Source organism: Mycobacterium sp. DL440, from assembly GCF_011745145.1.
Lineage (GTDB): Bacteria > Actinomycetota > Actinomycetes > Mycobacteriales > Mycobacteriaceae > Mycobacterium.
In genome coordinates, this window is record NZ_CP050191.1 from 5,311,227 (window position 1) to 5,325,494 (window position 14,268).

Annotated in this window: 12 protein-coding genes; all 12 read left to right on the forward strand. The window is 66.3% G+C overall.

The genetic code is table 11. The annotated features are described in order from the left end of the window. Nucleotides 1–8: 8 nt before the first annotated feature. The 12 genes from HBE63_RS25915 to eccD all read left to right on the forward strand — a co-directional run bounded on the left by HBE63_RS25915 (nt 9) and on the right by eccD (nt 14,195). Entirely contained in the window at nt 9–857 is an 849-nt protein-coding gene (locus HBE63_RS25915; protein ID WP_166907459.1) for an ESX secretion-associated protein EspG, read from the forward strand. Between the two features lie 14 nt (nt 858–871). Continuing rightward, the gene (locus HBE63_RS25920; protein ID WP_166907461.1) at nt 872–1,408 is read left to right on the forward strand and encodes a YbaB/EbfC family DNA-binding protein; all 537 of its coding nucleotides are present in this window, start codon (nt 872–874) and stop codon (nt 1,406–1,408) included. Then, nucleotides 1,401–3,125, forward strand: coding sequence for a type VII secretion AAA-ATPase EccA (eccA, locus tag HBE63_RS25925; protein WP_166907463.1), 1,725 nt, complete (start codon nt 1,401–1,403; stop codon nt 3,123–3,125). Before HBE63_RS25920 ends, eccA begins: the two co-directional genes overlap by 8 nt. Nucleotides 3,126–3,128: 3 nt before the next feature. Next, nucleotides 3,129–4,571, forward strand: coding sequence for a type VII secretion protein EccB (gene eccB, locus HBE63_RS25930; protein ID WP_166907465.1), 1,443 nt, complete (start codon nt 3,129–3,131; stop codon nt 4,569–4,571). Beyond that, the gene (eccCa, locus tag HBE63_RS25935; RefSeq protein ID WP_166907467.1) at nt 4,568–6,799 is read left to right on the forward strand and encodes a type VII secretion protein EccCa; all 2,232 of its coding nucleotides are present in this window, start codon (nt 4,568–4,570) and stop codon (nt 6,797–6,799) included. Before eccB ends, eccCa begins: the two co-directional genes overlap by 4 nt. Then, on the forward strand, nt 6,796–8,568 hold the full coding sequence (gene eccCb, locus HBE63_RS25940) for a type VII secretion protein EccCb (protein WP_166907469.1): 1,773 nt from the start codon (nt 6,796–6,798) through the stop codon (nt 8,566–8,568). The genes eccCa and eccCb overlap by 4 nt, the downstream gene beginning before the upstream one ends. A 159-nt stretch (nt 8,569–8,727) precedes the next feature. Next, entirely contained in the window at nt 8,728–9,021 is a 294-nt protein-coding gene (locus HBE63_RS25945) for a PE domain-containing protein (RefSeq protein WP_166907471.1), read from the forward strand. Nucleotides 9,022–9,063: 42 nt separating this feature from the next. Continuing rightward, nucleotides 9,064–10,392, forward strand: a complete 1,329-nt coding sequence (locus tag HBE63_RS25950) for a PPE family protein (RefSeq protein WP_166907473.1) — start codon at nt 9,064–9,066, stop codon at nt 10,390–10,392. A gap of 91 nt (nt 10,393–10,483) precedes the next feature. Further along, on the forward strand, nt 10,484–10,786 hold the full coding sequence (locus tag HBE63_RS25955; RefSeq protein WP_166907475.1) for a WXG100 family type VII secretion target: 303 nt from the start codon (nt 10,484–10,486) through the stop codon (nt 10,784–10,786). A 31-nt stretch (nt 10,787–10,817) separates the two neighbouring features. Further along, on the forward strand, nt 10,818–11,105 hold the full coding sequence (locus HBE63_RS25960; protein WP_166907477.1) for a WXG100 family type VII secretion target: 288 nt from the start codon (nt 10,818–10,820) through the stop codon (nt 11,103–11,105). A gap of 130 nt (nt 11,106–11,235) precedes the next feature. Continuing rightward, entirely contained in the window at nt 11,236–12,666 is a 1,431-nt protein-coding gene (locus HBE63_RS31595) for a MinD/ParA family protein (RefSeq protein ID WP_166907479.1), read from the forward strand. After that, entirely contained in the window at nt 12,663–14,195 is a 1,533-nt protein-coding gene (gene eccD / locus HBE63_RS25970; RefSeq protein ID WP_166907481.1) for a type VII secretion integral membrane protein EccD, read from the forward strand. Before HBE63_RS31595 ends, eccD begins: the two co-directional genes overlap by 4 nt. The last annotated feature ends 73 nt before the right edge of the window (nt 14,196–14,268 follow it).

The following is a 14,268-nucleotide window of genomic DNA, read 5'->3' on the forward strand; positions in this document are numbered from 1 at the left end:
AGCGGACGATGAGTACTCCCTATGGCGCCGACGCGAATGCTGCGGCGATCGACGATGTCGTCGGGGTCGAGCTGACCATCGACGGGATCCTGGTGGTCGCCGACAAGCTGGGGCTGAGCGATTTCCCGCCATCGATGGGAATCCGGTTGAACATCCCGCAGCCCGACTTGCGCAACATCGTGTGGGAACAGGTGACCCGTGATCTCACGTCCCAGGGCGTGCTGGATGTCTTCGGCAACCCCCATCCCGAGGTGGCGGCGATGCTCGACACCCTGAGCCGGCCCGAGCGCACGCTGGAAGGGCGGTGGTGGCGTCGCGACTTGGGCGGCAAGATGATCCGGTTCGTGGTGTGCCGCAAGGGTGGTCGGCATGTGGTCGCGGCCCGCGACAACGACATGCTGGTGCTGCAGCGGGTGGCCGCACAGGTGGGCCTGGCCGGCATGGTGATGACCGTGCTCGGCGAGGGTCTGCCGGCCAGCGTCGAGCCGTTGACCGGGGTCGCGGCGACGCTCGCCAATTGCCGGACCGCCGACGAGCTGGCGGGCTACGGGATCCCACCGACCTCGGCGCGGGTCTACGCGAACATCATCTCCGAGCCCGAGAGCTGGGTGGAGCTGGTGGTGTCCGAGCGGAATCCAGGCGGCACCATCGCTCAGGTCGACGTGGCCGCAGGCGTGCTCGACTCGAAGCAGGGACGCATCGTGTCCATCCCGCGCCGGGTGAACGGGGAGCTCTACGGCAGCTTCCTGACCGGGACCAAGGACAACCTGCAGCGGGCTTTGGACGGTTTGATCGAATTCCTGCCGTCGGGTTCGTGGTTCGACAAGTCTGATCCGGACAGCTCCTACGCGTACTGAAAGAGGCCGCCACGGTGGGTGACTTTCCGCCACATTCTCCGGACGACGATGACGACTATGACGACCTCTCGGCGCTGGATGCCTCGTACTCGGACGACGCGTCGAACGCGGCGGGCCTCGATGCGCTCGGCACCTACGACGACTTCGTGCCGGTCGACGATGCGGCATCGGGCGACGGGTTCTCGGAGGTGTCCGGTGCTGAGGACGAGCAACTCACGGTGCCGCTGTTCACCGTCACCAACCCGCCTGAAACCGTCACGGTGACGGCGTTCATGGATGGCCGGGTGCATCAGATCGAGTTGGCGCCGAAAGTCACCAGCCTGACCGAACGGGATCTCGCCGAGGAGATCCTGGTGATCGCGGGCCTGGCTGCTCAGCAGGCCAAGTCCGCCCAGTACTCGTTCATGCTCGCCGGAATGCGGGAGCATGGACACGACGACGCGGCGACCCGCGACTTTCTGACCCGTGACCTGGATCTGCCCACCCCGGAGCAAGCTGATGATGCTCGGGCCCAGGTCTTTTCGACCCGCTATGGAGGCGACGATGGCTGACCACCTTGCTGGAATGTTCGGTAGCGCGGTCGGCATGCTGTCCGGCTCGCCGGCCCGCTCACTCGAGATATTCACCGAGATAACCAATTACGACGAAACCGCCTGTGATGCGTGGGTGGGCCGGATCCGCTGCGGTGACACCGACCGGGTGACGTTGTTCCGGGCCTGGTATTCACGCTCGAACTTCGGCCAACTGGCCGGTACCGCCGAGATCTCGATGAACGGTGTCGGCGCGCGGGTGCCGATCGGCGGTATCTACGGGAAGGACATCTCCTACCCGATCAACTCGCCGCTGGCGATCACCCTGGGCTTCGCCGTGCAGGAGGCGGCCGAGGGCAACTACGCCGACGCGATGGAGGCCCTGGAAGATGCCCCCGCCGGCGGGTCCGACCATCTGGTGGCCTGGGTCAAGGCGGTGATTTACGGTGCGGCGCAACGCTGGACCGATGTGATCGACCAGGTGCGTGGCGCCGACCAGTGGCCGGACACGTTCCTTGCTGCCGCGGCCGGTGTGGCGCACGGTGTGGCGGCAGCCAACCTCGGACTGTTCACCGAGGCCGACCGCAGGCTTACCGAGGCCAATGACACACCGGCCGGTCAGGCATGCGCACCGGCGATCGCCTGGTACCTGGCGATGGCCCGCCGTAACCAGGGCAACGAGGAATCGGCTCAGGTTCTCCTGGAATGGCTGCAGGCGAACTTCCCTGAGCCCAAAGTCACTACAGCACTGCGTGATCCGGCTTACCGACTGGAGACCACGACCGCCGAGAAGATCGCTGCCCGCACCGATCCGTGGGATCCGTCCAGCGTGGTGGCCGATACCTCCGGGCGGGACAAGCTGCTGGCCGAGGCGCAGGCCGAGCTGGACAAGCAGATCGGACTGAGCCGGGTCAAGGAGCAGATCGAGGCGTACCGGGCGGCGACGCAGATGGCCCGGATCCGTGCCGCGCGCGGCATGAAGGTGGCCCAGACCTCCAAGCACATGATCTTCGCGGGTCCGCCCGGTACGGGTAAGACGACGATCGCGCGTGTGGTGGCCAACATCCTGGCCGGCCTCGGGGTGATCGGGGAGCCGAAGCTGATCGAAACCTCGCGTAAGGATTTCGTCGCGGAGTACGAGGGTCAGTCGGCGGTGAAGACGGCCAAGACGATCGACCGCGCCCTGGGTGGCGTGCTGTTCATCGACGAGGCTTACACCCTGGTGCAGGAGCGCGACGGCCGTGCCGACCCGTTCGGTACCGAGGCGCTGGACACGCTGCTGGCCCGGATGGAGAACGACCGTGACCGTCTGGTGGTCATCATCGCCGGTTACAGCAATGACATCGACCGTTTGCTGGAGGCCAACGACGGTCTGCGTTCCCGGTTCGCCACCCGTATCGAGTTCGACTCGTACTCGCCCGACGACATCGTCGAGATCTCCAAAGTCATTGCCAAGGCGAATGATTCGTGGCTCGATGATGACGCCTGCAAGCGGGTCAACGAGGCGGCCGCGTTGTTGAGCCAGCGCACGCTCAACAACAAGCCCGCGCTGGACATCGCCGGTAACGGTCGGTACGCACGGCAGCTGGTGGAAGCCGGCGAGCAGAACCGCGACATGCGGCTGTCCCGATCGCTGGACTTCGAGAATCTAGGTGTCGAGCAGCTCAGTGAGGTCAACGGAGACGACATGTCGGCGGCGATCGCGGCGGTTCACAGCCGCCTGAATATCGGCGAATAAGCGATGGCAGGCTTCCGGCTCACCACCAAGGTCCAGGTCAGCGGCTGGCGCTTTCTGCTGCGTCGTGTCGAGCACGCGATCGTGCGCCGCGACACCCGGATGTTCGACGATCCGCTGCAGTTCTACAGCCGGGCGGTGTTCGCCGGTGTCGTGGTCTCGGTGCTGATCTGCCTCGGCGCGGGGATGATGGCGTACTTCAAGCCGCTGGGCAAGCAGGGCAGCGATCAGTTGTTGGTGGACCGCACCACCAATCAGCTCTACGTGATGCTGCCCGGAAGCAATCTGCTTCGCCCTGTCTACAACCTGACCTCGGCCCGGTTGGCGCTCGGTAATTCCGGTACCCCGTCCGCGGTGAAGTCCGAGGAGCTGAACCGGTTGCCCAAGGGCCAGCCGATCGGTATTCCCGGCGCGCCCTATGCCACGCCGACCGGGGCGCCCGCCTCGCGGTGGACGTTGTGCGACACCGTGGCCAAGCCCGACAGCTCCGCTCCCAAGGTGGAGTCCTCGATCCTGATCAGGTCGCTGGCAACGGATACCGCGGTCGGCTCGATGCGGCCGAACCAGGGCATGCTGGTGTCCTTCGAGGGGGGCAACTGGCTGGTCACCGAAGACGGCAGGCACAGCATCGACCTGTCGGACCGGGCGGTCAGCTCGGCCGTGGGCATCCCGGTCACCGCGAAGGCGACGCCGGTCTCGGAAGGGCTGTTCAACGCCCTGGCCAACCGGGGCCCCTGGCAGCTGCCGGGGATTGCGGCCGCCGGTGCGCCGAATACCGTTGGGCTGCCGGAGAATCTGGTGATCGGCTCGGTGTTCCAGACGGCCACCGAATCCGATCCGCAGCACTATGTTGTGTTGCCGGACGGGGTGGCCCGCGTCAACGACACCACCGCTGCGGCGTTGCGCGCCACCAACTCCTACGGCCTGATGAAGCCGCCGTCGGTGGAGGCCAGCCAGGTCGCCAAGATCGCCGAGCAGGTGTACGTGTCGCCGCTGCCGGACAAGCCCATGGACGTGCTGCTGCGTCAGGACTCGCCGGTGTTGTGCTGGGCCTGGCAGCGTGAACCCGGCGATCAGGCGCCGAAGACCACCGTCATCGCCGGCCGCCGACTGCCGATTCCGTCGTCGGCCGTCGGCACCGGGATCGACCAGATCGGCGGCGATGCAACGGTATACATCGAAGGTGGCCAGTTCGTGCGGCTGCAGTCGCCGGATCCCCGGGTGGGCGAGAGTCTGTACTACATCGACCCGCAAGGAGTGCGGTACGGCATCGCCAATGACGATGCCGCGAAGAATCTGGGCTTGTCCGGTTCGGTGAACGCACCGTGGCAGGTCGTAGGGCTGCTGGTGGAGGGCCCGGTCTTGTCGAAGGACGCGGCGCTGCTTGAGCACGACACGCTGCCTGCCGACCCCCATCCGCGCAAAGTGGAAAGCAAGCAAGGCTCATGACAACCAAGAAGTTCACCCCGACCATCAAGCGGGGCCCGCGCCTGACACCGGGCGAGATCAACGTCGCCGCACCGGATGACCTCGGTATCGAGATCCCGCCGTCGGGTATGCAGAAGGCCATGCCCTGGGTGATGGGCGGCTGCATGATCGGCATGATCGCGATCATGATCTTCACCGGGGTGCGTCAGCTGTCTCCGTACATGCTGATGATGCCGTTGATGATGATCATGGGCACCGTCGGAATGATGGGCGGTGGTGGCGCCGGTGGCAAGAAGGTCCCGGAGATCAACGCCGACCGCAAGGAATACCTGCGATACTTGGCCGGCCTGCGCACCCGCGTCACGTCGTCGGCGTCGGCGCAGGTCTCGTTCTTCGGTTACCACGCACCGCATCCCGACGATCTGTTGTCGATCATCGGCACCCACCGGCAGTGGTCCCGTCAGGCCAACTCCGACTTCTACGCCGCCACCCGGATCGGCATCGGCGCCGAGATCGCGGTGGACCGGCTGCTCAAGCCGAACACCAGCGGTGAGCTGGCCGGTCCGCAGGGCGCGCCGCAGCCGCACCTGGAGCCGGTCAGCCACATGTGGGTGACCAAGTTCCTGCGCACCCACGGCCTGATTCACGATTGCCCGAAACTTGTTCAGCTGCGGACATTTCCGACGATCGCCGTGGGCGGCGACCTCGACGGTGCCTCGGCGATGCTGACCGCGATGATCTGTCATGTGGCGGTGTTCCATCCGCCGGACCTGTTGCAGATCCGGGTGCTCACCGACAACCCGGAAGACCCGAAGTGGTCGTGGCTCAAGTGGCTGCCGCACGTGCAGCACCAGACCGATACCGATGCGGCCGGGCCCACCCGATTGGTCTACACCCGTCCCGACGGTCTGAGCGATCTGACCGCGCGCGGCCCGCACAGCGCCGACGCCGCGCCCGGCGGCCCGTACGTGATCGTGGTGGACCTGACCGGCGGCAAGGCCGGTTTCCCGGTCGACGGCCGGGCCGGAGTCACGGTGCTCACCCTCGGCAATCACCGGGGTTCGGCGTACCGGTTGCGGGTCGATGCGGACGGGACGGCCGACGACAAGCTGCCTAACCAGAACTACCGCGAGGTCACGCGGGTCGTCGATCGGATGACCCCGGCGCAGGCCGGCCGGGTCGCCCGCAAGCTGGCCGGCTGGTCGATCACCGGCACGATCATCGACAAGAACGTCCGGGTGCAGAAAAAGGTCTCCAAAGAATGGCACCACCTGGTGGGCGCCAAGTCGGTCGAGGAGGTGACGCCGGCACGCTGGCGAATGTTCACCGACACCGACCGCGACCGGCTCAAGATCCCGTTCGGCCACGAGCTCAAGTCCGGCGAGGTGATGAAGCTGGACATCAAGGAGGGCGCGGAGTTCGGTGCCGGCCCGCACGGCATGCTCATCGGAACCACCGGCTCGGGTAAGTCGGAATTCCTTCGCACCATGATCCTGTCGTTGGTGGCCACCCATCACCCCGATCAGATCAACCTGTTGCTCACCGACTTCAAGGGTGGTTCGACCTTCCTCGGTATGGAGAAGCTGCCGCACACCGCGGCCGTCGTCACCAACATGGAAGAGGAAGCCGAGCTGGTCGGCCGTATGGGCGAGGTGCTCACCGGTGAACTCGACCGGCGCCAGCAGATCCTGCGTCAGGCCGGTATGCAGGTGGGTGCCGCGGGTGCGCTGTCCGGTGTGGCCGAGTACGAGAAGCACCGCGAGCGCGGCGCCGACCTTCCGCCGTTGCCGACGCTGTTCGTGGTGGTCGACGAGTTCGCCGAGTTGCTGCAGAACCACCCCGACTTCATCCAGCTGTTCGACCGCATCTGCCGCGTGGGCCGGTCGCTGCGCGTGCACCTGCTGCTGGCCACCCAGTCGCTGAACACCGGCGGCGTGCGGATCGACAAGCTCGAGCCGAACCTGACCTACCGAATTGCGTTGCGTACCACCAGCTCGTCGGAGTCCAAGGCGGTGATCGGGACGCCCGAGGCGCAGTACATCACCAACAAAGAGAGCGGCGTGGGCTTCCTGCGGGTGGGTATGGAGGATCCGGTGAAGTTCAGCACCCTCTGGACCGGAGCCAACTACGTGCCCGAGGTCGAGGAGTCGGCCGACGGTGAGGTCAGGCCACGCTCGCAGCGTCAGGCCCGGCTGCGGATTCATCAGTTCACGACGACACCGATTTTTGATACGGCGGTGAGCCAATGAGCACAGATGCTGAACCCAAGGTGCTGCGTGAGGTCGTCCTCGGGCAGCTGGGCACCGGTGAGATCCGCGCCTACAAGATGTGGCTGCCGCCGCTGACCGATCCGACCCCGGTCAACGAGTTGATCGAACGCGACTACCAGCGTCAGCCGCTGCGCTTCCCGCTGGGAATCATGGACGAGCCGCGCCGGCACCGGCAGGACATCTGGGGCGTCGACGTCTCGGCCGCCGGCGGCAACATCGCGATCGGCGGTGCCCCGCAGACAGGCAAGTCGACCTTCCTCCAGACCCTGATGCTGTCGGCCGCCGCGACCCATACGCCGCGGCAGGTGCAGTTCTATTGCATCGACCTCGGTGGTGGTGGCCTGATGTACATGGAAGACCTGCCGCATGTGGGTGGCGTGGCCACCCGTGCCGAACCGGATCGGGTCAACCGGGTGGTGGCCGAGGTCAAGGCGGTGCTCAGGGCCCGCGAGCAGGTGTTCAAGCAGTACCGCGTGGGCTCGGTCTCAGCCTACCGCGAGATGCGGGACGACCCGAACAACCCGGCCGCCCAGGATCCCTTCGGCGACGTCTTCCTCGTGATCGACGGTTGGCCGGCGTTCGTGGCGGATTTCCCCGATCTCGAGCCCGCCGTGCAGGATCTGGCCGGCCAGGGGCTGGCGTACGGCGTGCACGTCATCATCTCCACGCCGCGCTGGACCGAGCTCAAGTCACGTGTGCGTGACTACCTGGGCACCAAGATCGAATTCCGCCTCGGCGACGTCAACGAGACCCAGATCGACCGGATCACCCGCGACATCCCGGCCAACCGGCCGGGCCGCGCCGTTTCGCTCGAGAAACATCACCTGATGATCGGGGTACCGCGGCTGGACGGTGTGCACAGCTCCGCCAACATCGTCGACGCGATCACGGCGGGTGTGCGGGAAGTGGCCTCGCGCTACACCGACCAGGCACCGCAGGTGCGGGTGCTCCCGGAGAAGATCTACCTCCATCAGCTCGACCCGAACCCGCCCGGAGCCGATTCCGATTACCGGACCCGCTGGCAGGTGCCGCTGGGGGTGCGCGAGTCCGACCTGGCGGTCGCCTACAACCAGATGAACATGACACCGCATCTGCTGATCTTCGGCGCTCCGAAATCGGGGAAGACCACCATCGCGCAGGCGGTGGCCAAGGCGATCTGCAATCGCAACAGTCCCGACCAGGTGCGGTTCATGCTGGCCGACTACCGGTCGGGCCTGCTCGACGCGGTGCCAGAGTCGCATCTTCTGGCTGCCGGCGCGATCAACCGAAACAGCGCGTCGTTGGAGGAGTCGATCAAGGCGCTGGCCACCAACCTGCGGAAGCGGCTGCCGCCGGCGGACCTCACCACCGCGCAGCTGCGGGCGAGGTCGTGGTGGAGTGGTCCGGACATCGTGCTGCTGGTCGACGACTGGCACATGATCACCGCGGCCGCGGGCATGCTGTCGCCGATGGCTCCGTTGGGTCCGCTGCTGCCGGCCGCAGCAGATATCGGCCTGCACGTCATCGTGACGTGCCAGATGAGCCTGGCGCACCGGGCCACGATGGATAAGTTCGTGGGCGCCGCCTATGGCGCCGGTTCGCCGACTTTGTTCCTTTCCGGCGAGAAGAACGACTTCCCGTCGCGGGAGATCATCGTCAAGAAGAGGCCGCCTGGCCAGGCATTTATGGTCGCGCCGGACGGCAAGGAAGTCATTCAGGCGGCCTATGTCGATCCGCCCGAAGAAGAAGTGTTCGCAGCACCCCAATAGGGCAGTTAGTATTTGACCAACGCACTCAGCAACGCTGGCGGCGGCCCGCCAGCAAAGAGATCGGGGGACAGATCTCTTGACGGCATGGCAAACTTTCTGCCACGTCGCCTTTGGGTGCTTGTCCCTGGTTATTTGTAATCGAGACAGGGGAGCAAGCAAATGGAACCATTGATGCACAACCCGGGTGCCGAAGGTGTTGCGGCACAGGTGATCGCAAACGCGGCCCGCGGTTTGGCCGGCGGCACCACCGCTACTGCGGCCGTCACCGCGCTGGTTCCGGCCGGCGCTGACGAGGTCTCGGTAATCGCTGCGATGGCCTTCGCCAGCGAGGGAGTCGAGGCTCTTGCCGCGAATTCGTTCGCCCAGGAGGAACTCACCCGGGCGGGTGCGGCGTACCAGGAGATCGCGGGTATCTACAACGCGGTCGACGCAGCTCAGGCCACCACGCTCTAGCCGCCAGTCGGCAAAATCGTCTTCAGATAGGGTCGTCCAACAATGGTCATGGCACCACCGGTTCCGCCGACCTGGTTTGCACTGCCGCCAGAGGTCAACACCGCGCGCTTGATGTTGGGTGCCGGCCCGGCGCCGATGCTGCAGGCGACAGCGGGCTGGGAAGGTCTGGCCATCCTGCTGGAGACCCAGGCCGACGAGCTAGCCGGGGCGCTGAGCACCCTGACCTCGGTGTGGAGCGGCGCGGCAAGCGAACGCGCTGTTTCCGCAACCATGCCGATGATCATGTGGCTGCGGACCATGGTGTTGCAGGCGCAGAAGCGGGCGTTGCAGGCAAGCGCGCAGGCGAGCTCGTACACCCTGGCTCTGACGACCACTCCGCCGATTCCCGAGATCGAGCAGAACCACGTCACGAACGCAGTCCTGAACGCCACCAACTTCCTCGGTATCAATACGATGCCGATCGGGTTGAACGAGATGGACTACTTCGTCCGGATGTGGAATCAGGCGGCCGGTGCGATGGAGGCCTACCACGCGGAAACCACCGCCAACCTGCTGTTCGAGCCGTTCGTGCCGATGCAGCCGATCGTGATGCCCGGGATCGGTGAGACGACCGCGGCAGCGGCGATCGCGTCGACGGCGCCACGAACGGCCGTAGGTCTGGCCCGCAACGCGACGGTCGAAGCGATCAGCGCGGTATCCACGTTGTCGTCGATGAAATTGGCTGTCGGCAATGCCGCTGCGCAGGCCAACCATGCCGAGCAGCGGGCGGTCGGTGCGGCGGGCAAGGGTGAGAACGCGGGGCAGCAGCAGAAGGATCCGAACGAGAAGAACCCCATGCAGCAGGGCATGCAGATGGCCATGCAGATGGCGCAGCAGGGTGGTCAGCTCGCAGGGCAGATCCCGTCGATGCTCCAGAGCCCGATGCAGGCGATGACGCAGCCGTTGCAGCAGGTGACGCAGATGGTCAGCCAGTTCTCCAGCATGGGGGGCAGTGACAAGGGCATGCAGATGGGGCTGATGGGGGCGTCGCCCTTCTCGAGCCATCCGCTGGCCGGGGGTACGGGCCCGAGTTCGGGTGCCGGCCTGGTGCGCGCGGCGTCGCTGCCGGGCGCACTCGGATCTCCTCCGCGCACGGCGCTGTTGTCCAGCATGTTGGGCATCAGCGGCGAGGCCAAGCCGGCCGCGTCGGCCTTCGCGGCGGGGCCCGCAGGTCCGACGGCGCCGGCAGGTGGCGGTAGCGGCGGGGGCGGCGGGGCACCGGTGCACGCCGCCAAGAACAAGGAAGAGCAGAGCGGCGGCACCAAGGACGGATTGGTGTCACCGACAGCTCTCACATACGACCAAACAGACGACGGGGACGACGACTGGTAGTCGTCCACCACACAGACTTTCCGGCCACCCGGCCGGGGGACTCGCCAAATTTTCTCTGGTGAGGACAAAGGAAAAATAAGGGGAATCCAACATGGCACAGATGAATACAGATGCCGCCGTCCTCGCCAAGGAGGCTGCGAATTTCGAGCGTATCTCCGGTGAGCTCAAGAGCGTGATGGCTCAGGTCGAGTCGACCGGCGGCACCTTGGCGGCCCAGATGCAGGGCCAGGCCGGCACCGCTGCTCAGTCGGCGCTGATGCGGTTCCATGAGGCTGCTGACAAGCAGATGCAGGAACTGAACGAGATCTCGACCAACATCCACACCTCGGGTACCCAGTACTCCAGCACCGACGACGATCAGGCCGGCACCCTGGCCTCGTCGATGAACATCTGACCTAACTGACCACAAGAAACGGAGACAAGACATGACAGAACAGGTTTGGAACTTCGCAGGCATCGAAGGCGGAGCCGGAGAGATCCAGGGCGCCGTCGGCACCACCGCCGGCCTGCTGGACGAGGGCAAGGGTTCTCTGGCCACGCTCGCCTCGGCGTGGGGCGGCTCGGGTTCGGAGGCCTACCAGGCCGTTCAGACCCGTTGGGACAGCACCGCCAACGAGCTGAACCAGGCGCTGCAGAACCTCGCGCAGACCATCAGCGAGGCAGGGCAGACCATGGCCCAGACCGAGGCCGGCGTCTCGGGGATGTTTGCCTAGTACTACGCGGCAACAAGCATGCTTTGGTGGGCGGGTGTTCGGACTATCTGATGATGGCCCGAACCCGCCCACCACTTGTGCTTGGGTGTAAAGATCTAACCATCTGTTTTTGACTATCTGAGGGGTCCCCATGTCGGCCGACTATGACCGGCTCTTTCACTCGTCGGAACCGGGCAGTAAACCGGTCGACGACGCCACGACCATCGTGGACAGAGATGCCATCCTGAAGGCCGCCGCGGCAGCGGCGCCACCGCCGGTCCCGGTTGGGGAAACCAGTTCCACGGACGTACCCGTGGCCCCCACGGCCTCCACCCAGACTCAAGCGGCAGCGCAGCCGCGGCACGCGGAGACCGCGCAGCAGATGCCTGCGCCCATGCCGGCGCCGCCGGCAAGTGCGCCGCAGTGGCCGCAGAACTCCATGCTGCGGGCCCCACAGCAGCAGCAGTTCGGCCAGGGCGCACGGCACGAGCAGGCCCGGGCCATGCCCGGTCCGGCCCCGCGCGTCGCGCCGGGCCCGGCGCCGTCGCAGTTCGCCGATCTCGATCCTGAGGTCAGTGGTCAGTGGCGAGCGGGGCAGGCTATCCCGACGCCGGCCGCGCCCGGCCCCACCTCGGCCGCCACGATGGGCAACCACCGCGCGATCGACGCCTTGTCGCACGTCGGGGTCAAGACCGGGGTGAAGATGCCGTCCCAGCGCGGATGGCGGCACTGGCTGTATCTCACGACGCGGATCAACCTCGGTCTGTCGCCCGATGAGGTCTACGAACTTGATCTGCACAACCGGATTCGGCGCAATGCCCGCGACTCGTACCAGATCGGGGTCTTCGGTCTGAAAGGCGGCGTCGGCAAGACCGCGGTCACGGTCGCGCTGGGATCGGCGATGGCCAGGGTTCGCGGCGACCGCATCCTGGCGATCGACGCCGACCCGGACGGCGGCAACCTGGCCGACCGGGCCGGGCGTCAGTCCGCGGCGACGATCTCGGATCTGCTCGCCGACCAGGAACTGTCGCGCTACAACGACATTCGTGCCTACACGAGCATGAACGGCGCCAACCTCGAGGTGCTGTCGTCCGAGGACTACAGCGGCGCGCAGCGCGAGTTCAACGACGATGACTGGAAGGGCGCCACCGCCGTGGTGTCGCGCTACTACAACCTTGTTCTCGCCGACTGTGGCGCGGGTCTGTTCCAGAAGGCTTCCCGCGGTGTGCTGTCCACCGTGTCGGGCATGGTCATCGTGGCCAGCGCCTCGATCGACGGAGCGCGGCAGGCCGCCATCACGATGGACTGGTTGCGCCAGAACGGATACCAGGATCTGCTCGGCCGGTCCTGTGTCGTCATCAACCACGTCACGCCGGGTAAGCCGAACGTCGACGTCGAGGATCTCGTGCAGCAGTTCGAACGCCACGTACCCCCGGGCCGCGTTGTCGTACTGCCGTGGGACAAGCACGTCGCTGCGGGCACCGAGATTCAGCTCGAGCTGCTCAGCGACACGTTCCAACGCCGCATCACCGAACTGGCCGCGGCGCTGTCCGACGATTTCGACAGGCTTGAACGGCGTTGACCACGACCGCAGCTGCCGCTGACACATCGAGCGCGACGCCCGGCAGGCCGTCCACCACCCGGGTCACCATCCTCACCGGTAAGCGGATGACGGACCTGGTGTTGCCGGCCACGGCGCCGATTGAGACCTACATCGACGAGACCGTGAGTGTTCTGGGCGACTTGCTCGAGGACACTCCGAAGGACACCCTCGCCGGTTTCGATTTCTCCGAGCAGGGCATGTGGGCGTTCGCCCGCCCGGGTGCGCCGCCACTGAAGGCCGACGAATCCCTGGATGATGCCGGGGTGGTCGACGGCTCGTTGCTGACCTTGGTGTCGGTCAGCCGCACCGAGCGGTACCGCCCGCTGGTCGAGGACGTGATCGACGCGATCGCGGTGCTCGACGAGTCACCGATCTTTGACCGCACGGCACTGAATCGCTTTGTCGGCCTGGCCATCCCGGTGGTCGCCACGGTCATCACCGCCGTGTCGCTGGTGTCCTGGAACGGGGCCGGCCAGGGTTGGTGGTGGGCGCTGGCGCTGGGATTGTTCGGCCTGGGTCTGCTCGGCGGGAGCCTCGCCGCCCAAAACCGGTACGAGAACCTGGATCTGGCCGAGAGTCTGCTGCTGGCTTCGGCGATCGTGCTGGGCGGTGCCGCGGCGTTGGCCGTGCCATTGCCCTATGACGCCGATTCCCTTGGCGCGCCACAGCTCGCCGGTGCGGGTGCAGTGGTGCTGTTGTTGACGTTGGCGACCCGTGGTGGGCCGCGTGGACGGGCAGATGTGGCCTCATTCGCGGCGGTGCTGGCGATCGCCATCACCGGGGCGGCGATCGCCGTCGGGTACGGCGGTGCCGCGTGGGTGCCGGCCGGAGCCATCGCGTTCGGGCTGATCGTGGTCACCAACGCCGCCAAACTCACTGTCGCCGTTGCCCGTATCGCCCTGCCGCCGATCCCGGCGCCCGGTGAGTCGGTGTCCAACGACGAGCTGCTCGACCCGGTCATCACGCCCGACGAGGTCGATGAGGCGTCACCTACCTGGAAGGCGATCATCGCCTCGGTGCCGGAATCGGCGGCACGGCTGCAGGAGCGCAGCCAGCTGACCCGCCAACTGTTGATCGGCTTCCTCTCGGCCGGTGCGCTGGTGCTGTCGGTCGGCGCGATTGCCGTTGTGGTGCAAGGACATTTCTTCGTACACAGCATGCTCGTGGCTGTCCTGGTGGCGGTGATCTGCGGCTTCCGCTCGCGGCTGTATGCCGAGCGGTGGTGCTCCTGGGCACTGCTCGCGGCGGCAATCGCCGTTCCCACCGGTGTGATGGTGCGCCTGTGCCTGTGGAATCCGGGCAGTGCGTGGCTGGTCCTGGCGATCTACACGGCGCTCGGATTGGTCGCGGTAATCGCTGTCGGTGCTACCGACGGCGTGCGCCGCGTGTCACCGGTGACGAAGCGAATCCTGGAGCTGGGCGACGGCCTCGCCATCGCCGCGGTGATTCCGTTGCTACTGTGGATCGCCGGCGTCTACGACCTGGTGCGGAACCTGCGTTTGCACTGAGGTTTACGGGGCGGGGCGCGCGTCGGCCGGGCCGTCGGCGCCAGGAGCCCAGCAATTGCATGGGGTGGATCAG

Coding starts and splice junctions, on each gene's coding strand:
- HBE63_RS25955 (WP_166907475.1), top strand. CDS start 10,484: ATGGCACAGATGAATACAGATGCCGCCGTCCTCGCCAAGGAGGCTGCG.
- eccA (WP_166907463.1), top strand. CDS start 1,401: ATGGCTGACCACCTTGCTGGAATGTTCGGTAGCGCGGTCGGCATGCTG.
- HBE63_RS25960 (WP_166907477.1), top strand. CDS start 10,818: ATGACAGAACAGGTTTGGAACTTCGCAGGCATCGAAGGCGGAGCCGGA.
- HBE63_RS31595 (WP_166907479.1), top strand. CDS start 11,236: ATGTCGGCCGACTATGACCGGCTCTTTCACTCGTCGGAACCGGGCAGT.
- HBE63_RS25915 (WP_166907459.1), top strand. CDS start 9: ATGAGTACTCCCTATGGCGCCGACGCGAATGCTGCGGCGATCGACGAT.
- eccCa (WP_166907467.1), top strand. CDS start 4,568: ATGACAACCAAGAAGTTCACCCCGACCATCAAGCGGGGCCCGCGCCTG.
- eccB (WP_166907465.1), top strand. CDS start 3,129: ATGGCAGGCTTCCGGCTCACCACCAAGGTCCAGGTCAGCGGCTGGCGC.
- HBE63_RS25945 (WP_166907471.1), top strand. CDS start 8,728: ATGGAACCATTGATGCACAACCCGGGTGCCGAAGGTGTTGCGGCACAG.
- eccCb (WP_166907469.1), top strand. CDS start 6,796: ATGAGCACAGATGCTGAACCCAAGGTGCTGCGTGAGGTCGTCCTCGGG.
- HBE63_RS25950 (WP_166907473.1), top strand. CDS start 9,064: ATGGTCATGGCACCACCGGTTCCGCCGACCTGGTTTGCACTGCCGCCA.